This is a genomic window from Rhodococcus sp. RD6.2 (assembly GCF_001040705.1).
Classification (GTDB): Bacteria; Actinomycetota; Actinomycetes; order Mycobacteriales; family Mycobacteriaceae; genus Rhodococcus_G.
Genome location: NZ_CVQP01000001.1, coordinates 114,082 through 133,205, shown reverse-complemented (window position 1 = coordinate 133,205; position 19,124 = coordinate 114,082). Strand labels below are relative to the sequence as shown.

Genomic DNA, 19,124 nt, shown 5'->3' with positions numbered 1-19,124 from the left:
TGGACGACATCAACTGTCGGGCAGGATCGGGACGCTGACGCCGCGGTCGCGACCCAGCATGGCGGCGCGGGTGACCGCGACCGCACCGAAGCGGTCACGTACCGAATCCAGCGCCGAGTCGAGGGCCGTGACATCAGGTGAGTTCGCGGTGCGCACACCCCCGGACACCGGCACCGGTCCGGGTGCGCCGAGGTCGAGCGGTAACGCGAGCTGCTCGGCGCCCTCGCGGTCGAGGTTGGTCAGCGCGACTCCGACGAGAGTCAGGCCCTGATCGAGGATCAGCGGCCTGGCCTCGAGGAGCAGGGCGCGCACCGCGGACAGGATGGTCTCGGTCCGCGCCGTCGCCTGCCCGACCGTGCAGGATCGGGTGGCGCGGGTGAAATCCGCGAACCTCATGCGCAGCACCACGGTGCGGCACACCCGGCCCGCGCGGCGCAGCCGCCGGGTCACCCGATCCACCAGCGACGCCGCAATCGCGTCGATCTCCTCGACAGACCGCTGCCCTCGCCCGAGCGCGTGCTGGGCGCCGATCGACCGACGCCGCGTGCCCGTCTGCACCCGGCGCGGATCACGCGCCCACGACAACGCGTGAAGGTGTCGGCCCGCTCCCTGCCCGACCACGGCCATCAGTTCCCGCTCAGGGAGCACGGCCATCTGCCCGACGGTGTCGATGCCGTACGCGCGGAGCTTTCCCGAGGTAACGGCGCCGACGCCCCACAGCCGCTCCACCGGGAGCGGGTGCAGGAACTCCAGTTCACGATCCGGCGGCACGAGCAGAAGACCGTCGGGCTTGCCCACCGCGCTGGCCACCTTCGCCAGGAACTTCGTGCGGGCGATGCCGACCGTGATCGGCAACCCGACCTTCTCGCGGACGTCACGCCGCAGCTTGGTCGCGATGTCGAGCGGCGTCCCCGAGACCCGCGCGAGCCCACCGACATCGAGGAAGGCCTCGTCGATCGAGATGCCCTCGACCAGCGGGGTGGTGTCCCGGAACACCTCGAACACCGCTTTGCTCGCCTCGGCGTATGCGGAGAATCGCGGGCGCACCACGACGGCCTGCGGGCACAGGCGCAGCGCCTGACCCGCATTGCTCGGCGTCCGGACGCCGAACGCCTTCGCTTCGTAACTCGCGGCGAGCACCACGCCGCCGCCGACGATCACCGGCCTGCCTCGCAACGACGGGTCGTCGCGCTGCTCGACCGACGCGTAGAACGAGTCCAGGTCGGCATGCAGGATCGATGCAGTCGACGACGGCGCTGACTCGAAATCGGACACGAACATATGTTCGCATCCGCCACCGACACGTTTCGCGAACGGCGAACGGCGGCCTCCCCGCAATCCCCGGTATCCTGTGGTTGTCCGATTTGTCCCTGTGTGCGAGCCGCTGCCGGTCCCCCGGATTCAAGGCCCGGTTCGTCTGGAAGGTCTCGCGTGGAACTCCTCCTGATCGTCGTTGTCATCGGCGCGGTCGTATTCCTGGTCTCCAAGAGCCAGAAGAACAAGACCGCCGGCCACTCGGCCAACCAACTCGAGGACGCCAAGGCCGACGCCCGGCAGTCGATCGAACGTCTCGGCGGCCAGGTGTACAACCTGACCGGCACCGACGACGCGTCCAAGCAGGCACTGGCCGACGCGTCCGAGCGCTACACCGCGTCCGGCTCGCAGATCGACCAGGCCAAGACCCCGGTTCAGGCGCGACTGGCCAAGCAGACCGCGCTGGAGGGCCTCTACTACATCCGCGCAGCCCGGACCGCGATGGGCATGGACCCCGGACCCGAGGTGCCCAGCATCGACGGCCAGAAGGCTGCGGGCCAAGTCACCGAGGACCGCGAGGTCGAGTTCGAGGGCCGTCAGGTCGCCGCGTCACCTAACCCGTCGCAGCGCACCCCGAACTACTACCCCGGCGGACGCGTCGCGGGCCGGCCCGTCCCGGCCGGCTGGTACTCCGAGCCCTGGTGGAAGCCGGCGCTCGTCGCCGGAGCATGGGGCGTCGGCTCGATGCTGCTGTTCTCCGCCATGTTCAGCGGGATGGCCGGAGTCGCCTACGGAGCGCAGGACTTCGAGAGCGGCGCCGGTGACGGCAGCGACGCGGGCGGCGACGCCGGTGGCGATGGCGGCGACGCCGGTGGCGATGCAGGCGGCGGCGAGGACTTCGGCGGCGGCGGTGAAGATTTCGGCGGCGGCGGAGACTTCGGCGGCGGCGGAGACTTCGGCGGCGGGGATTTCGGGGGCGGGGACTTCGGCGGCTTCGACTTCTAGAACATGAACGCGGCAGCGGCCCGGGTCGATCGACCCGGGCCGCTCTGCGTCGTCAGGCGGGTTGACAGCTCGGACACCAGAAGAGATTGCGTCCCTTCATGACCGAGTGCACGACCGGCGTCGCGCACACCCGGCACGCCTCCCCCGCGCGGCGGTACACGTACGTCCGCGGCCGATCCTCCGCGTACGACGGTGCACCGGTGTCGTGCTCGGGACGCACCACGTGCATGACACCCGCATCGACGCCGACGGCCATCAACGCCACGAGATCCGTCCAGATCGCATCCCACTCGTCGCGCCGCACTGCCCGACCCGGCCGGTCGGGATGGATGCCATGCCGGAACAGCACCTCGGCGCGGTACACGTTTCCCACGCCCGCGAGCACCGCCTGATCCATCAGAAGCGCACCGATCGCGGTCTGCGACTTCCCGATTCGACGCCACGCACGGTCCGGATCTGCGTCGGACCGCAACGGGTCCGGGCCCAGCCGCGCCGTCAGCGCCGCCACCTGAGTCTCGTCATAGATCTCACAAGCCGTCGGACCGCGCAGGTCGGTCCCGACGTCGACGCCCACCATCCGCATCCGCACCTGCCCCACGGGTTCACCCATCGGCAGCGGCAGTTCGGTGAACTTTCCGTACAGCCCGAGGTGCACGTGCACGATCCGGCCGCCCTCGTAGCGGTGCAGCAGGTGCTTTCCGAACGCCTCCGCGTCCTCGAGTACCCGTCCGTCCACGGACGCCGCACCGACGTCGAACCGACCCTGCGGGCTGGACACACGAACGGGAGCACCGGCGAAGGATCGCTGGTGCTCCCGTGCGAGTCGATGAAGGGTGTGACCTTCGGGCACTCAGGCGCCCGGAACGGCCGGGGCGTCGCCGGTGCGCTCGTACTCGGAGAGGATGTCGATGCGGCGCTGGTGACGGTCCTCCCCCGACCACGGGGTCGCGAGGAACGCGTCGACGATTGCGAGCGCCTCCTCGACGGAGTGCATCCGGCCACCGAGACCGATCAGTTGCGCCTTGTTGTGCTGGCGAGCGAGCTGCGCCGTCTCGACGCTCCACGCGAGAGCGCAGCGGGCGCCGGGCACCTTGTTCGCGGCGATCTGCTCGCCGTTGCCGCTGCCTCCGAGGACGATGCCGAGGCTGCCCTCGTCCTCGACGACACGGCGTGCTGCCTCGATGCAGAAGGCCGGGTAGTCGTCGAGTGCGTCGTACTCGTGGGCTCCGCAGTCGATGGCCTCGTGCCCGTTGGCGATGAGATGGTCCTTGATCGTGTTCTTGAGCTCGAAGCCGGCGTGGTCGGCACCCAGGTATACGCGCATGGGGTCGATGATAGGGACCGTCGACGAAGTCACCGTCACGGACCACGGAATTTGAGCGAACGCTAGTGTTGCCGCCATGGAACTCAACGGAACCAGTTCAGTCGTCACCGGCGGCGCGTCGGGCATCGGCGCGGCCACCGCGCGTCAGCTTGCCGCCCGCGGCTCGAAGGTCGTCATCGCCGACCTCAACGCGGACGTCGGAAACGCCCTCGCGAAGGAGATCGGCGGCCTGTTCGTGCAGGTCGACGTCACGAACACCGAACAGATCATCGAGGCGGTCGACGCGGCCTCCGAGCTCGGCCCGCTGCGTGCGGCCGTCAACTCGGCCGGTATCGGTTCCGCTTCGCGGACCATCGGCCGTGACGGCGCGTACGAGTCGGCGTTCAACCTGGACGTCTACAAGAAGGTCATCGAGATCAACCTGATCGGCACCTTCGACGTCACCCGTATCGCCGCGACGGCGATGAGCCGCCTCGAGCTCACCGAGTCCGGTGAGCGCGGCGCGATCGTCAACATGGCGTCCGTCGCCGCGTTCGACGGTCAGATCGGTCAGGCGGCCTACTCCTCGTCCAAGGGCGGCGTCGTCGGCATGACGCTCCCCGTGGCACGCGATCTCGCTGCGGCGGGCATCCGCCTCAACACGGTCGCCCCCGGCCTCATCGACACCCCGATCTACGGCACGGGCCCGCAGTCCGACGCGTTCAAGGCCAAGCTCGGCGAGAGCGTCCTGTTCCCGAACCGTCTCGGTGTGCCGGACGAGCTCGCGAGCATGGTTCTCGAACTGCTCACCAACTCGTACATGAACGCGGAGGTCGTCCGAGTCGACGGCGGCATCCGGATGCCCCCGAAGTGACGTCACACCCGATGTGATCCCTGGACGCACGACGACCCCCCACGCGCTCGCGTGGGGGGTCGTCGTGTGTCCATCGCCTTACGCTCAGTCGAAGCTCGGGTCCTCGGTGCGGGTGCGCTTGAGCTCGAAGAAGTGCGGGTAGCCGGCGAGTGCGACGACGCCGTCCCAGACCTTCCCCGCGTCTTCGCCACGCGGGATGCGGGAGAGCACCGGGCCGAAGAACGCGACACCGTTGACGTGGATGGTGGGAGTGCCGACGTCGTCGCCGACGGCGTCCATTCCGGCCTTGTGGCTGGCGCGCAGGGCCTCGTCGTGGATGTCGGTGTCTGCGGCGGACGCCAGCTCGGCGGGCAACCCGACCTCGGCGAGTGCCTCTGCGATCACCACACCGAAGTCCTTGTTGCCCTGGTCGTGGATGCGGGTGCCCATCGCGGTGTACAGCGGCAACAGGACCTCGTCACCGTGTTCCTGCGCGGCGGCGATGGCGACGCGGACCGGACCCCACGCCTTCTCCATCATCGCCCGGTACTCCTCGGGGAGATCGCGGCCCTCGTTGAGGACGGCCAGGCTCATGACGTGGAAGTTCGCGTCGATGTCGCGCACCTTCTCGACCTCGAGAATCCACCGTGAGGTGATCCAGCACCACGGACACAGCGGGTCGAACCAGAAGTCGGCACTGTCCCTCTTCGCGGCATTTCCATCCGCGGGCACGGTCTCACTCACTCGCTTCTCCATCACTCGTGGCGTGTGGGGCGCTCGCCCCCTCGGCACAACACATGTCAGCTGCGATTGCTTCCCGCGGCCAGTACCGTCGAGATACGGATGCACACCCGACTCGCGGAGGGCCAACGATGTCCACAACCCGCACGTTCGTCGTCGTCGGCGGAGGACTCGCCGGAGCGAAGACCGCAGAAGCTCTGCGCGTCAAGGATTTCGACGGGAAGGTGATCCTCTTCTGCGCGGAGGAACACCTCCCCTACGAGCGTCCACCGCTCTCGAAGGACCACCTGATCGGGGGGAAGCCACTCACCGAATTCACCGTGCATCCCGCGGACTGGTATCGCGACGAGCACATCGACGTACACCTCGGCACCACCGTCACCGCACTCGATCCCGTCGCCCACACCGTGACCCTGCCGGACGGCAGCACCATCCACTACGACAAAGCCGCGCTGGCAACCGGGTCGCGGTCGCGTCGGCCGCCGATTCCGGGCTCCGACGCCGACGGGGTGCACTACCTGCGCACCGTCGACGAGTCCGACTCGCTCCTCGCGACGCTCAAGCGCGGCACGCGTCTCGTCATCGTCGGGGCCGGGTGGATCGGCATGGAGATCGCGGCCGCGGCACGGGGGCACGGCGTCATCGTGACCGTTGTCGAGTCCGCGCCACTGCCCTTGCTCGGCGCGCTCGGCCCAGAGATGGGCACGGTGTTCGCCGAACTGCACCGCGAGCACGGCGTCGACCTACGTCTGGAAACCTCGGTCGAGTCGATCGTCACGACGGATGGGCGCGCGACCGGCGTTCGTCTCGGCACCGGCGAGGTCGTCGACGCGGACACCGTGCTCGTCGCCGTGGGGGCGCAACCGAACGTCGAGCTGGCGCAGGATGCGGGCCTGGCCGTGGACGGCGGTGTCCTCGTCGACTCGTCGTTGACCACTAGCGACCCCGACATCGTCGCGGTCGGCGACATCGCCGCACAGGAGCACCCGGTGCTCGGCAGCCGGATCCGCGTCGAGCACTGGGCGAACGCACTCAACCAGCCCGACGTCGCGGCAGCGACGATGCTCGGGCAGCCCGCCCAGTACGCCAAACTGCCGTATTTCTTCACGGACCAGTACGAACTCGGGATGGAGTACGTCGGGCACGCCGCACGAGACTCGCGGGTGGTCGTCCGCGGCGACGCGCCACGCCACAAGTTCGTCGCGTTCTGGCTCGACGCGGGCGATCGCGTGCTCGCGGGGATGAACGTCAACATCTGGGACGTCACCGACGACGTCAAGGCGCTGATCGCGTCGGGGCGACCGGTGGACGTGACTCGTCTCGCCGATCCCGACGTGCCGCTTGGCAACGTGTAGGCGTGAGCAAGTCGGTCGTGCGTGATGGGATAGGGGCGATCTCGAACCGAATCCGACCGACTAGGAGTGTCGAAACGTGGCCCCACCGAACCTGACCCGTGAGCAGGCTGCCCAGCGAGCGGCGTTGCTCACCGTGGACAACTACGCCATCGAACTGGACCTGACCGACGGCGCCGGGTCCCCGGGCGAGGGCATCTTCCGTTCCCGCACGACCGTCACCTTCGATTCCGTCGACGGCGCCGAGACGTTCGTCGACCTGATCGCGAAGACGGTGCACTCGGCCACCCTCAACGGCTCCCCCGTCGATCTCTCCGGCTACAGCGAGGAGGCCGGCATCGCACTCACCAGGCTCGCCGCCCGTAACGAGCTGGTCGTCGACGCGGACTGCCTGTACACCAACACCGGCGAGGGCCTGCACCGGTTCGTCGACCCCACCGACGGGTCCGTCTACCTGTATTCGCAGTTCGAGACGGCCGACGCAAAACGCATGTTCGCCTGCTTCGACCAGCCGGATCTCAAAGCCACCTTCACGATCTCGGTCAACGCTCCGAAGGACTGGAAGGTCATCTCGAACTCCGCGGTCGTCGAGACACTGGTCGCGACTCCCGGCGAGCACCGCTTCCGCACCACCCCGCGGATGAGCACCTACCTCGTCGCGTTGATCGCGGGCCCGTACGCGGAGTGGAACGACTCGTACACCGACGAGCACGGGCACATCCCGCTCGGAATCTTCTGCCGTGCCTCACTCGCCGAGCACATGGACGCCGACCGGCTCTTCACCGAAACGAAGCAGGGTTTCGCGTTCTACCACCGCAACTTCGGGGTTCCGTATGCGTTCGGCAAGTACGACCAGCTGTTCGTGCCCGAGTTCAATGCGGGTGCAATGGAGAACGCGGGCGCGGTGACGTTCCTCGAGGACTACGTCTTCCGGTCCAAGGTCACCCGCTACTCGTACGAGCGGCGCGCCGAGACGGTGCTGCACGAGATGGCCCACATGTGGTTCGGCGACCTCGTCACCATGCGCTGGTGGGACGACCTGTGGCTCAACGAGTCGTTCGCGACGTTCGCGTCGGTGCTCTGCCAGTCCGAGGCCACCGAGTACACCAACGCGTGGACCACCTTCGCGAACGTCGAGAAGTCGTGGGCGTACCGGCAGGACCAGTTGCCTTCGACGCATCCGATCGCCGCCGACATCCCGGATCTCGCGGCCGTCGAGGTCAACTTCGACGGCATCACCTACGCGAAGGGCGCGTCGGTGCTCAAGCAACTCGTCGCGTATGTGGGCGTCGAGCCGTTCCTCGCAGGCCTGCGCGCGTACTTCACCGAGCACGCCTACGGCAACGCCACGTTCGACGACCTCCTCGCCGCGCTGGAGAAGGCATCCGGACGCGACCTGTCCGACTGGGGAGCGCAGTGGCTCAAGACCACCGGCCTGAACATTCTGCGCCCCGAGTTCGAGGTGGACGCCGACGGCAACTTCACCTCGTTCGCGGTCCTGCAGGACGGCGCCGCTCCGGGCGCGGGCGAGACCAGGGTGCACCGGCTCGCGGTCGGCATCTACGACGACGAGGACGGCAAGCTGGTCCGGACCCGGCGCGTCGAACTCGATGTCGAGGGCGCGCGCACCGAGGTCCCCGAGCTGGTCGGCGTCGCGCGCGGCAAGCTGATCCTCGTCAACGACGACGACCTCACCTACTGCTCGGTCCGCCTCGACCCGGAGTCGCTGGCGACCGCGATCGACCGGATCGGCGACATCGTCGAACCGCTGCCGCGCACCCTGCTGTGGTCGGCGGCGTGGGAGATGACACGGCAGGCCGAACTGAAGGCCCGTGACTTCGTGGCACTTGTCCAGCGCGGCATCGGCGCCGAATCCGAGGTCGGGGTCGCTTCGCGACTGCTGCTTCAGGCGAACACCGCCCTGTCCAGCTATGCCGACCCGACGTGGGCCGCCGAGTCCGGCTGGCCCGACTTCGCGAACCGGCTGCTGGAGCTCGCCCGCGAAGCCGAAGCCGGTTCCGATCACCAGCTCGCGTTCGTCAACGCGCTCGCGGCGGCGCAGCTCTCGCCCTGGCACACCGAGGTTCTCGTGGAACTGCTCGACGGCGCGCCTGAGAAGGTGGGGCTGCCCGGTCTGGTCGTGGACACCGACCTGCGGTGGCGTCTGGTGACCGCGCTCGCCGCGGCAGGCGAGGTCGACGCCGAGGGACTCGAATCACCGTTCATCGACGCCGAATCGGACCGCGACCCGACCGCCGCCGGTGCCCGAGCAGCCGCGGCGGCACGCGTCGCCAGGCCGCAGGCAGCGGTGAAGGAACAGGCGTGGGCAACGGTCATCGGGGACGACTCCGTTGCGAACACGACCGCCCGATCCATCGTCGGCGGGTTCGCGGGGATCGGCCACAGCGCGTTGCTCGAACCGTTCGTGGCGCGCTACTTCGCCGACATCCCGGGTGTCTGGGAGCGGCGCTCCAGTGAAGTCGCGCAGACGGTGGTCGTCGGGCTGTACCCGCACTGGTCGATCAGCGCGGCGTCCGTCGCGGCAGCCGACGCGTTCCTCGAGGGCGACCACCCGCCGGCCCTGCGCCGTCTCGTCGTCGAGGGCAAGGCCGGTATCGTGCGGTCCCTCGCCGCGCGCGAGTTCGACGCGAGCTGACCTCCCCTTAACCCCGAATGGCGCATTCGGTCACGTTGAGTGACCGAATGCGCCATTCGGGAGCAGCTGGAGTGGTGCTTACGGCTGCGCGATCGCCGCGCTCATCACGCGGATCGCGGAGATCAGGCCGTCGATCAGGTCGGCCTCGGCGAACGACGACACCGCGGCCGTGACGCCGAGCTGCGCGACACGGTCGGTGACGCGGTCGGCGACCGCCTTGCCCGAGCGGACCTCGATGACCCGCTGGTTGGGCGACACCGCGATCAGCACGGACCGCTCGGCCTCGGGGGTGGTCGGGAACAGTGCGGCGACACCGGCTGCCGGGTCTTCGCCGAGCGCACCGACGTAGAGATTGAAGCGAACCTTCGTGGCCCGCGTCGCGTCGGTCAGTGCGTCGTCGAGGGCGACGAGCTCGTCGACCGTGAACGGAAGGTCGTCGACGAACGGCTCGCCAATGCGGTGCACGCCCGAGACGCGACCGCTGGGGGTGACGGCGTAACCGACGGGGAGGTCGGCTTCGACGACTGCGGGGAACTTGCTACCACCGGCCACTTGCGGAACCTCCGATCAGATCTGCCGAACCCTCGATCTCCGCGTGACCACTGTGGTGGCCGGGGCGGGTCGTCACCTCGTCGACGGCGGACCACAGCACCGGCTTGTGGTTCCACTCCTTGTCGAGCGAGTAGTGGGCGGGGGTCTCACCGGCGGTTCGCGGAGCCAGGTAGCTCAGCCCCGCCAGGATGGCCGTGATGACGACGGGAATCCCGACGAAAATCAGCGTTGTCTCGAGAATGCTCACCCGCCAAAGGTAGCCCAGGGGCGGCGGATTTGTGCCGCTGGGGCACAGGAATTTCCTACGCCGCGCCCTCGCCCAGATATCGGAGCCACAGCGGATCGAGTTCCTTCGTCGCGGCAAGCAGGCGCCAGTGCTGACCCTTCGGAGGAACGAGGGCTGCGCGGAGCGTCCATCCGAGCTCGCTGAGAAGTTTGTCCGCTTTTCGATGGTTGCAGGGGGCACAGCAGGCGACGCAATTCTCCCACGAGTGCTCGCCTCCGCGACTGCGTGGGATGACGTGGTCGACGGTCTCGGCCTTGTCGCCGCAGTAGGCGCAGCGAAAGCGGTCGCGGTGCATGAGTGCGGCCCTGGTCATCGGAATTCGGGCGCGGTACGGCACACGCACATAGGTTCGGAGCCGGATCACTGATGGAACCTGGATCGAACAACCGGCGGAGTGGATGACCTGTCCGAGCGGATCCTCGTGGACAGAATCGGCCTTGTCACAGACCAGGAGGACGACTGCGCGGCGGACAGGGAGGGCGGTGAGCGGTTCGTAAGTGGCGTTGAGCAGCAGCACCCGGCGCTTCACCCAGGCGGGAACCGCATCATCGCCTGGGTGGGAGGGTTTGTTGCCCTCGTCGATCGCATAGAGCGGGGAAGCCCCCGAGCCCGGTGGGTGACGGGCGTCGGCGGGCTCGAGTTGTCGGTGCGCTCGGGCGCTGTGTCGGTGCTTCATGCGACCTCCGGAGGACGACCTGTCCCAGTTGACCACGGATTACGCGTCGACGCACGTGCATTTTCCCGACGGTTTGCGGGCAGGAAGGTGAACGGGAGGCAACCGCGACTCTCACGCCCATCGACACCGCGCCTCCGGCGCCCATCGACACCGCGCCTCCGGCGCCCATCGACGCAGCGCCCTGGCGCACGTCGACGCGGCGCCGACCTGAGGGCACAATGGTGGCGCCATGAGTGATTCCGAAGTGAGTTTCTACGAAGCGATCGGCGGAGCCGAGACGTTCCGCAAACTGATCTCCCGTTTCTACGAGGAGGTCGCGAAGGACGAGATCGTGCGTCCGCTCTATCCCGAGGAGGATCTGGGTCCCGCTGAGCGCAGGATGCGGATGTTCCTCGAGCAGTACTGGGGTGGGCCGCGGACCTATTCGGAGGAGCGTGGCCATCCGCGCCTGCGGATGAGGCACAACCCGTTCAAGATCGGTCCGCTGGAACGGGACGCGTGGCTGCGGTGCATGCACATCGCGATCGACTCGATCGACGAGCAGACACTCGACGCCGAACATCGCCGCACGCTCGTCGACTACATCGACATGGCCGCGAACTCACTCGTCAATTCGCCCATCTGATCGACAGGACCTGCGGTCGGCGCCGCCACGAGTCGTGACCGTCGTCGGCGTGTGGCACTGTGGCGGGCGTGAGCAGCGTGGAGAGCCCGCAGGGGGTTGCGGGGCAGGCGGAGTCCGACCGGTGGTGGACGAACGGGGTGTTCTACCAGATCTACCCGCGCTCGTTCTCCGACGGCAACGGGGACGGTGTCGGTGATCTCGGTGGGGTCCGGGAGCGTCTCGGTTACCTGGAGCTGCTCGGGATCGACGCGATCTGGCTGAGCCCGGTGATGCGCTCCCCGATGGCGGACCACGGGTACGACGTGTCCGATCCGCGTGACATCGATCCCCTGTTCGGTGATCTCGCAACGATGGACGCGTTGATCGAGGAGGCGCACGCACGCCGCATCAAGGTGACGATGGACCTGGTCCCGAACCACACCAGCGATCAGCACGAGTGGTTCGTCGCGGCGTTGGCCGCGGCGCCCGGCAGCCCCGAGCGGTCCCGATACATCTTTCGTGACGGCAAGGGCGAGAACGGCGACGAGCCGCCGAACAACTGGCCGTCCATCTTCGGCGGTCCTGCGTGGACGCGGATCACCGAGGCGGACGGCACGCCAGGACAGTGGTACCTGCACATCTTCGCGCGTGAGCAGCCCGACCTGAACTGGGAGAACCCGGAGGTCGCGGAGGATCTGTACACGACGCTGCGGTTCTGGCTCAGTCGCGGCGTGGACGGGTTCCGGATCGACGTCGCGCACGGGATGGCGAAGCCGGAGGGCCTCCCGGACCACGACTGGGATCTCAACGAATTGATGCGCAACGACGACGACGATCCGCGGTTCAACAATCCGGGCGTGCACGAGATCCACCGCGGTATCCGCAAGGTGATGAACGAGTTCCCCGGCACGATGGCGGTCGGCGAGATCTGGGTCCGCGACAACGAGCGGTTCGGGGAGTACATCCGGCCGGACGAGCTGCATCTGGGTTTCAACTTCCGGCTCGCCGAGGCGAAGTTCAGCGCCGAGCAGGTGCGGGCCGCGGTCGACAACTCGCTCGCCGCAGTCGCGGCGGTGGGTGGCACGCCGACGTGGACGCTGTCGAACCACGACGTGGAGCGGGAGGTGACGCGGTACGGCGGCGGCGCCCTCGGTTGGGCGCGGGCGCGGGCGATGACGCTCGTCGAGTTCGCCCTGCCCGGGGCCGTCTTCGTCTACAACGGCGCCGAGCTGGGGTTGCCGAACGTCGACGATCTGCCCGAGGACGCGCTTCAGGATCCGGTGTGGGAGCGTTCCGGTCACACCGAGCGCGGCCGCGACGGCTGCCGCGTGCCGCTGCCGTGGCAAGGTACCGAGCCGCCGTTCGGGTTCACCACCGCCGAGTCGACGTGGCTGCCGATGCCTGCGGACTGGGCTCCGCTGACGGTCGAGGCACAGCTCGAGGACGTCCGGTCGATGCTGTCGCTGTACCGCACCGCGATCGAACTGCGCTCGCAGCGCCCGGAGTTCTCGGGCGACGGCCTCGACTGGTACGGCAGTCCTCCCGGCTGCCTGGCGTTCCGCCGGCGCGGTGGGCTCATCTGTGCGCTCAACGCCACCGACGGCCCGATCCCCCTGCCTCCGGGACAGCTGCTGCTCGCGAGCGCCCCGCTCGTCGACGGCGCGCTTCCTTCCAACGCGGCGGCCTGGCTGATCTGACCCGTCGTCACCGTGGCGGGACCGGGTACCGAACCCCGCTGCCCCAGCCGATCTCCCAGCCGGCGGAAGGGCTGAAATACTCCGCGTACGCCACAGGCAGTTGGTGCTCCGGTTCGACGAGAGCCAGGAGCCCCGCCAACCAAGCGCCGTAACCGGGTTCGTCCGCCGTCGATGTCAGAGTCGCGATCGCTCGCAGGATCAGGTCCGCAACGACGGTCGGTGGCGTCATCGCATCCACGACGCCATCCGCGAACTCGGAGCCGGCGCCAGACGTGTACCAGACCTTGGCATCGGGCTCGGCGGCGTCCCACAGCGCGATCCGCCAGTGCATCCCGCTGGGTGCGATGCCGGGGTGCATCCGCAGGCGGTGGTAGCCACGGCGATGTAGTTCCCGCACACCCTGCAGGATGCGTACAGACGTCGCCATCGCCAGCGTCGACGAGACCTCTCGGTAGGTTTCCTCGTCGCGGGCGACGAGGCGCACCTCGTCGACGACCGTCGGGGTGGTGGCTATCGTGTCGATCGCCGCGACGATCGCCTCCCGCTGCGGCCATCCGTACGAGCCGGCGCTGATGAGCGGGAAGGCAACGCTGCGCGCACCCACCTCGTCGGCCACCGCGAGTGACCGCCGGTAGCAGGACTCCAGCAGCGCCCGGTCGCGCTGGCCTGCGCGATAGTCAGGACCAGCAGTGTGGACGATCCAGCGCGCGTCCAACGCGCCTGCGGGAGTCCACCCTGCGGCGCCGGTTGCGAGCCCGTGTGGAAACCGTGCGATGCACTCCCTCAGGATCTCGGGGCCGCCAGCGCGATGGATCGCACCGTCCACTCCACCTCCTCCGCGCATCGCGTTGTTGGCGGCGTTGACTATGGCGTCGGTGGTTTGGGTGGTGATATCGCCGTGAATGGCGACGAGGGTGGTCATGAACCCATTCTGCCGAGCTAGTGGCTCGTCACGGATCGTTGACCGGGTAAATCCCAGAGTCTTGTGAACTGCGCCGCAGACTGTCTCCGAGCCGGAAATAGAGGTGGTCGTGGCACGCCTGCTGCTCGCGAGCGCCCCGCTCGTCGACGGCGCGCTTCCTTCCAACGCGGCGGCCTGGCTGATCTGACGCGCTACTCGGTCGCTGCGGCGAACTCCTCGACTGCGGGCCGGTCCGGCTCGCCGAGGAAGAGCGCAGAGGCCGCGAAGAAGCACAACGCACCTACGAAGGTTCCTCCGATCGCCAGGACGTCGTCCATCACTGTGCCGTTCCGGGTGATGAAAGCTCCCACAGCGGAGACCCCGAAAGCGATCGACCCCAGCAGGTTCAGCCACACGCTCTGCCAGACCTTCGACCCGGGTTCCCAGATCTGGTTGGCCCGCACGAGCATCAGGACGGCCAAGGCGCTGCTGAGCAGGAAGGCGACGGATCCCTCGGCGTTGGGATTCCACACGAGGTGCATCTCACCCTCGACCGTGTGTGCGTGCAGGGCAGCACCCGTGCTGATGTTGAACAGTATCGTTCCGAGGAACTGGATCGCGGCGGAAAGCCATTCGGCCCGAATCGCCGGCTTGCCCTGGTCGGTGGTGGTCGCTGCCCCGCTCAGCACCAGTTGGATGAACGCAGCAGCGGTGAAGAACCACGAGCCGACGAAGAAGGATGTGTTGGCGGCGGCCGCACCCATGGCCGTGGAGATCCAGGGGGCGGATCCGAGCGCGAACAGCAGTGAGCCGATGACAAAACCCCACGACTGCATTCGTAGAGTCGGGTGAATCAGCATGATGCACAGCCCAATCGAGAGAAGGGAGGATTGTCCGACCTCCCGCCCACGGAAGTCGCGATGTTGTGCGGCACCGATATCGGGCGCCATCGGGTACCACCAGCGGCGCAGGTGTGTAGCCACACCTGCGCCGCTGGTGGCCGCCAAACCAGGTAGTGCCACTCGATCCCCGACTCGGTGCACGAAAGCCGGACTGGGAGACCAGTGTCAATGCGCGAAGCCACTCGCAGTGTGCCCGGCACCGGACTTCAGTCGCGCCACCACGTCCTTCATCGCCAGCACGAGCTTGTATGCCATGTCACGACTGAAGCCCTCCCGCAACACGATTCGCAGGACGGCCACGTCCTCCGCATCCGCGGGCATGGTGTAGGCGGGCACCTGGAAGCCGCGGGCCCGCAGCTCGTGCGAGATGTCGAACACCGTGTACCCGGGATCGCCGACCACCTCGAACGACAGCACCGGAATCGCGGTGCCGTCCGTGATGACGTGCATGTCCTGCATCGCCGACAGTTCCGAGGAGATCATCAGCGCGGTGTCCCGCAACGACTCCATGATCTGGGTGTACCCCGCGACACCCAGCCTGATGAAGTTGTAGTACTGACCCACCACCTGATTGCCCGGTCGGGAGAAGTTCAATGTGAAGGTGGGCATGTCCCCGCCCAGATAGTTGACGCGGAAGACGAGGTCCTCGGGCAGGTACTCCTTCGACCGCCACACGACGAATCCGATACCCGGATAGGTCATGCCGTACTTGTGGCCGCTGACGTTGATGGACACGACACGCGGGAGACGGAAGTCCCACTTCAGCTCGGGATGCAGGAAGGGCACCACGAAGCCGCCGCTCGCCGCGTCGACGTGCAGCGGGACGTCCGGTCCACCCTGCGCCGCGATCTCGTCGAGAACGTCGGAGATCTCGGCGACCGGCTCGAGCTCACCGGTGAACGTGGTCCCGAGAATCGCGACCACACCGATGGTGTTCTCGTCCACGGCCTCTCGAACCTGCTCCGGGGTGATGACGTAGCGCCCCTTCGCCATCGGGAGGTACTTCGGTTCGACGTCGAAGTAGCGACAGAACTTCTCCCACACGACCTGGACGTTGCTGCCGAGGATCAGGTTCGGGCGTGTGTTGTCCTTTCCGGCCGCCTCCCGCGCCGCCCGCCAGCGCCACTTGAGGGCGAGTCCGGCGAGCATCACCGCCTCCGAGGAGCCGACGGTGGACACCCCCGTGGCGGACGACGGATCGGACTCGTCGAGCCCGTCCGCATTGAACAGGGCCGCAACCATGTTCACGCAGCGGGTCTCGATCTCCGCGGTCTGCGGGTACTCGTCCTTGTCGATCATGTTCTTGTCGAACGTCTCGGCCATCAACCGGTCCGCCTGCGGGTCCATCCACGTGGTGACGAAGGTCGCCAGGTTCAACCGGGAACTTCCGTCGAGCATCAGTTCGTCGTGGATGAACCGGTAGGCGGCCTCCGGGTCGGTCTCGGACTTCGGCAGCCGGAGTGCCGGCACCGCATCGGTTCCGAGTCGTCCGGTGTAGGCCGGGGCAAGGGTTTCGGTGGGCACTGCAAAGGAATCAGACATCTTCTCTCCAATACTCGTTTCCGACACTCGGTGGATGTTCGTGGAGCGAAATCTGTTGTGCGGTGAACCGTCACACTTCGATGGGCGGGTAGAGCCGTTCCATCGTGTACTGCCGGTTGCGGCGCACGGACAACGCGCTGACGCTCAGGCTCACCAGCAGGATGCCGATGAGTACCGCGATGGCGATCCACAGCCGCGAGTCGACCTGTTCGCCGATGGTGAGCTGCCGCAGCCCGTTGACGGTGTACGTCATCGGGTCGAACGGATGGATGTACTGAAACGGCTTGGCGGTGGTGGGGACCGGGTAGATTCCGCCGGCAGAGACCAGTTGAAGCATCAGGAAGGCGAGCGTCACCACGCGCCCGACCGCTACCCCGAACAGCGCATTGAACGCCTGGATCATCGCAAGGTAGGTGGCGGAGACCAGTATCAGGAACGCGATCGTGCCCAGCACGTGCTTCACATCGAGCCCGACACCGAAGTGCACGACGGTGTACATGACGGCCACCTGGAGAATCCCCACCAGCAGTGCCGGCCAGTACGACGCCAGCACCGTGCGATAGAGGCCGACACCGCCGATCGTCGGCCGGGACTGCAAGGGGGTCAGCAGCATCCACGTGATGATGCCGCCGACGAACAGTGCCAGCGAGAGGAAGAACGGCGCGAATCCGGTGCCGAACGTGGAAGCCACGTTCGTGTAGTCCTGCTTGAGGGCGACCGGAGTCGACAACGTGTCCGCCGTCGCGGTCTTCTGCTCGTCGGACCAGCTCGGCACCTGCCCGGCGCCCTGCTCGAGGGCACCGGCGAGTTCGTGAGAGCCGGTCTGCAGTTCGACCATCCCGGACGCGAGCTGCCCGGCACCCCCGGCGAGCTGCCGGCTGCCGTCGGTCAACTGAACCAAACCGGAGTTGAGCGCGCTTGCGCCACTACTGAGTTCGTCGGCGCCGCTGCGCAACTGCTGGAGATCCGACGCGATCCCCCCGTTCTGCAGCACCGCGAGACCCGATTGCAGGGGGCTGCCCGGGTCCGTCAGTTGGTACTCGACCGCGCGGGCGTCACCGCTGAGTCGCCCGATCTCCGCCTGCAACTGTGCGGCGTCGCCACTCACCTGCTGGGCGGCGAGCGGCGACAGCACCGCCACGGCCCGCTCGACCAGGGGATCGTTGCTCTGACCGAGGATTTCGAGGGCTCGTGAAACTGCGGTGACCGGCGGTGGCGTCCCCTCGGGAATTCTGCTCCCCAAGGCCTCCAGAGACCGTCGGAGTTCGGACACCTGACCGCCGATGTTCGGGACTGCGCCGCTGCCCAGCGCGTTGATCAGCGGCGTGGTGGCACCGTCGATCGCAGTCGCGAGTTGATCTGCACCGCTGGCCAGTTGCGCCGAACCGGCCTCAGCGGTGACCATGTTCGTCGCCAACTCGTTCGCGCCCGAGCTGAGCTGGTCTGCGCCGGCCTTGGCGGTGTCGATCCCGGCGGCGAGTTGGTCGGCGCCGTCGGCAGCCTGTTTCAGGCCGGCGCCGGCGCTCTGCAGCCCGGTGAGCACCTGCCCGACGCCCTGCGCACCGATGGTCGTGTTGACCTGGTTGATGACCTGTTCGGAGGCGTCCTGCCCGATGATGGTCGCGAGGTAGTTGTTGGCATCGTTGAAGGTGAAGATCAACTCCGCCTTCTGCGGGTCGTCGCCGTTCGGCGATTCGACTGCGGCGCTGAAGTTCTCCGGCAGGGTGATCGTGTAGTAGTACTTTCCCGACGAAAGTCCCTGAGCGGCCTCGTCCGCAGACACCTCGGCCAGGTCCAGCTGGCCGGAGGCGACGAGCGACTTGACCACCTGCTCACCGGCATCGAGCTGCTGCCCGGTGGCGGTGCGGCCGGTGTCGCTGTTGACGATCGCGGCCGGGATCTTGTCGACCGCGCCGAACGGGTTCCAGAACGCCCACAGGTACATCGCCCCGTAGAGCAGTGGCATGAGGATGATCGTGATGATCGCGATCCGCGGCATGGTGCCGCGGAAGTAGCGCTTCGAATCGCTGCCGAGAGACACTCCTGCCAGCACGAGTCATCTCCCCTCTGTCAGCACACCGACGTCGCCGGCACCGAGTTCGAGTTCGACGACCGCACGGACCCCGCTGTCCGGCGGGAGGGGGTTCACGTCGGCAGTGATCACCGACTGCTTCTCCCCCAATGCCACCAGGCGGTCGAGGAGGATACGTCGCTCGTCGTCGTCGGCGACCTTGTCCAGCCGCCCGACGACGAGCAGCGGGGGCCGGTGCGTGTTGGCCACCGCGATCCGGAGCAGCATCTGCTGGATCTCGGGGAGGTCGTCGACGAAGCCGTTCAACGGCGGCAGTGGAATGTCGCCGAAGACCTCCGCGCACATCCGTTCCACGCCATCCTCGTGGACGCGGGGCACGAACTTGAACCACGCTGAGTCCCAGCGTAATTGTTCGGTGACGATGTCCCGGACGGTGACCGACGGGCTGACGCCGTCGAGTTCGTTCATGCAGGCGACCGCAGACTGCGCGAACACCTTCTGTGGTCGGTTCGTCTTGCCCAGCACGGTCAGGGTGCCGCCCGACAGGCGCATCCTGCCGCACAAGGCCATGAGCAAGGCGGTCCGGGCCGCACCGGATTGCGCCGCCAGTACCGTCACCCCACCCTCGTCGATGTCGAGGTCGAGGGGGCCGAACACGTGGCCCCACGGCCCGTGGAGTTCTATTGCCATCGCGGATACCAGGGAACCAGGGACCGGCTCCCAGAATTTCTCTGGTTCCGCCGTGGTGACTTCGACCAAATCACACCT

The 19,124-nt window shown here is 67.6% G+C and carries 18 protein-coding genes; 6 read left to right on the top strand and 12 right to left on the bottom strand.

Features of this window, described 5'->3' with window-relative positions; translation table 11 throughout:
* Window positions 1–9 precede the first annotated feature (9 nt).
* Complete coding sequence (dinB, locus tag RHCRD62_RS00570; protein ID WP_050062740.1) at window positions 10–1,281, bottom strand: DNA polymerase IV; 1,272 nt, start codon at window positions 1,279–1,281, stop codon at window positions 10–12.
* Window positions 1,282–1,431: 150 nt separating this feature from the next.
* Here dinB and RHCRD62_RS00565 point away from each other — a divergent pair, with 150 nt between their 5' ends.
* Window positions 1,432–2,259, top strand: coding sequence for a GA module-containing protein (locus RHCRD62_RS00565; protein WP_050062739.1), 828 nt, complete (start codon window positions 1,432–1,434; stop codon window positions 2,257–2,259).
* 52 nt (window positions 2,260–2,311) lie between these two features.
* Here RHCRD62_RS00565 and RHCRD62_RS00560 read toward each other — a convergent pair whose 3' ends face one another.
* Together RHCRD62_RS00560 and RHCRD62_RS00555 are read right to left on the bottom strand one after the other, a co-directional pair.
* The gene (locus RHCRD62_RS00560; RefSeq protein ID WP_050062738.1) at window positions 2,312–3,109 is read right to left on the bottom strand and encodes an Fpg/Nei family DNA glycosylase; all 798 of its coding nucleotides are present in this window, start codon (window positions 3,107–3,109) and stop codon (window positions 2,312–2,314) included.
* Entirely contained in the window at window positions 3,110–3,583 is a 474-nt protein-coding gene (locus RHCRD62_RS00555) for a ribose-5-phosphate isomerase (RefSeq protein WP_050062737.1), read from the bottom strand. It abuts the gene before it with no gap.
* Window positions 3,584–3,659: 76 nt separating this feature from the next.
* On the opposite strand from RHCRD62_RS00555, the gene RHCRD62_RS00550 reads away from it, so the two are divergent.
* The gene (locus tag RHCRD62_RS00550) at window positions 3,660–4,436 is read left to right on the top strand and encodes an SDR family NAD(P)-dependent oxidoreductase (protein ID WP_050062736.1); all 777 of its coding nucleotides are present in this window, start codon (window positions 3,660–3,662) and stop codon (window positions 4,434–4,436) included.
* An 84-nt stretch (window positions 4,437–4,520) separates the two neighbouring features.
* Here the strand turns inward: RHCRD62_RS00550 and RHCRD62_RS00545 are convergent, their stop codons facing one another.
* Complete coding sequence (locus RHCRD62_RS00545) at window positions 4,521–5,159, bottom strand: DsbA family oxidoreductase (RefSeq protein WP_301280709.1); 639 nt, start codon at window positions 5,157–5,159, stop codon at window positions 4,521–4,523.
* A 128-nt stretch (window positions 5,160–5,287) separates the two neighbouring features.
* Here RHCRD62_RS00545 and RHCRD62_RS00540 point away from each other — a divergent pair, with 128 nt between their 5' ends.
* Together RHCRD62_RS00540 and pepN are read left to right on the top strand one after the other, a co-directional pair.
* Window positions 5,288–6,511 (top strand): NAD(P)/FAD-dependent oxidoreductase, encoded by a 1,224-nt coding sequence (locus tag RHCRD62_RS00540; RefSeq protein WP_050062734.1) that lies wholly within the window; start codon window positions 5,288–5,290, stop codon window positions 6,509–6,511.
* A 76-nt stretch (window positions 6,512–6,587) separates the two neighbouring features.
* Window positions 6,588–9,164 carry an aminopeptidase N gene (gene pepN / locus RHCRD62_RS00535; RefSeq protein ID WP_050062733.1) on the top strand — a complete coding sequence of 859 codons (2,577 nt, stop codon included), beginning with the start codon at window positions 6,588–6,590 and terminating at the stop codon, window positions 9,162–9,164.
* Window positions 9,165–9,242: 78 nt separating this feature from the next.
* Here the strand turns inward: pepN and RHCRD62_RS00530 are convergent, their stop codons facing one another.
* From RHCRD62_RS00530 to RHCRD62_RS00520, 3 genes are read right to left on the bottom strand one after another with little or no spacing between them, the layout of a single operon-like run.
* A complete protein-coding gene (locus RHCRD62_RS00530; protein ID WP_050062732.1) occupies window positions 9,243–9,716 on the bottom strand; it encodes a DUF5130 domain-containing protein in 474 nt (157 codons plus the stop codon).
* Window positions 9,703–9,963 carry an aa3-type cytochrome oxidase subunit CtaJ gene (locus RHCRD62_RS00525; protein ID WP_050062731.1) on the bottom strand — a complete coding sequence of 87 codons (261 nt, stop codon included), beginning with the start codon at window positions 9,961–9,963 and terminating at the stop codon, window positions 9,703–9,705. The genes RHCRD62_RS00530 and RHCRD62_RS00525 overlap by 14 nt, the downstream gene beginning before the upstream one ends.
* Before the next feature lie 55 nt (window positions 9,964–10,018).
* Window positions 10,019–10,678, bottom strand: coding sequence for an HNH endonuclease (locus RHCRD62_RS00520; protein WP_172670979.1), 660 nt, complete (start codon window positions 10,676–10,678; stop codon window positions 10,019–10,021).
* Window positions 10,679–10,907: 229 nt separating this feature from the next.
* On the opposite strand from RHCRD62_RS00520, the gene RHCRD62_RS00515 reads away from it, so the two are divergent.
* Both RHCRD62_RS00515 and RHCRD62_RS00510 read left to right on the top strand, forming a co-directional pair.
* Complete coding sequence (locus tag RHCRD62_RS00515) at window positions 10,908–11,303, top strand: globin (RefSeq protein WP_050062730.1); 396 nt, start codon at window positions 10,908–10,910, stop codon at window positions 11,301–11,303.
* Window positions 11,304–11,380: 77 nt separating this feature from the next.
* Window positions 11,381–12,979 (top strand): glycoside hydrolase family 13 protein, encoded by a 1,599-nt coding sequence (locus RHCRD62_RS00510; protein WP_050063373.1) that lies wholly within the window; start codon window positions 11,381–11,383, stop codon window positions 12,977–12,979.
* Window positions 12,980–12,986: 7 nt separating this feature from the next.
* Here the strand turns inward: RHCRD62_RS00510 and RHCRD62_RS26685 are convergent, their stop codons facing one another.
* The 5 genes from RHCRD62_RS26685 to RHCRD62_RS00485 form a co-directional block, all read right to left on the bottom strand.
* Entirely contained in the window at window positions 12,987–13,901 is a 915-nt protein-coding gene (locus RHCRD62_RS26685) for a macro domain-containing protein (RefSeq protein ID WP_084734004.1), read from the bottom strand.
* A gap of 191 nt (window positions 13,902–14,092) precedes the next feature.
* On the bottom strand, window positions 14,093–14,740 hold the full coding sequence (locus RHCRD62_RS00500; RefSeq protein ID WP_050062729.1) for a hypothetical protein: 648 nt from the start codon (window positions 14,738–14,740) through the stop codon (window positions 14,093–14,095).
* 207 nt (window positions 14,741–14,947) lie between these two features.
* Window positions 14,948–16,324, bottom strand: coding sequence for a glutamate decarboxylase (locus RHCRD62_RS00495; RefSeq protein ID WP_050062728.1), 1,377 nt, complete (start codon window positions 16,322–16,324; stop codon window positions 14,948–14,950).
* Window positions 16,325–16,394: 70 nt separating this feature from the next.
* Entirely contained in the window at window positions 16,395–18,377 is a 1,983-nt protein-coding gene (locus RHCRD62_RS00490; RefSeq protein ID WP_050062727.1) for a YhgE/Pip domain-containing protein, read from the bottom strand.
* Window positions 18,378–18,380: 3 nt separating this feature from the next.
* Entirely contained in the window at window positions 18,381–19,046 is a 666-nt protein-coding gene (locus tag RHCRD62_RS00485) for a P-loop NTPase family protein (RefSeq protein ID WP_253277139.1), read from the bottom strand.
* Window positions 19,047–19,124: the final 78 nt, after the last annotated feature.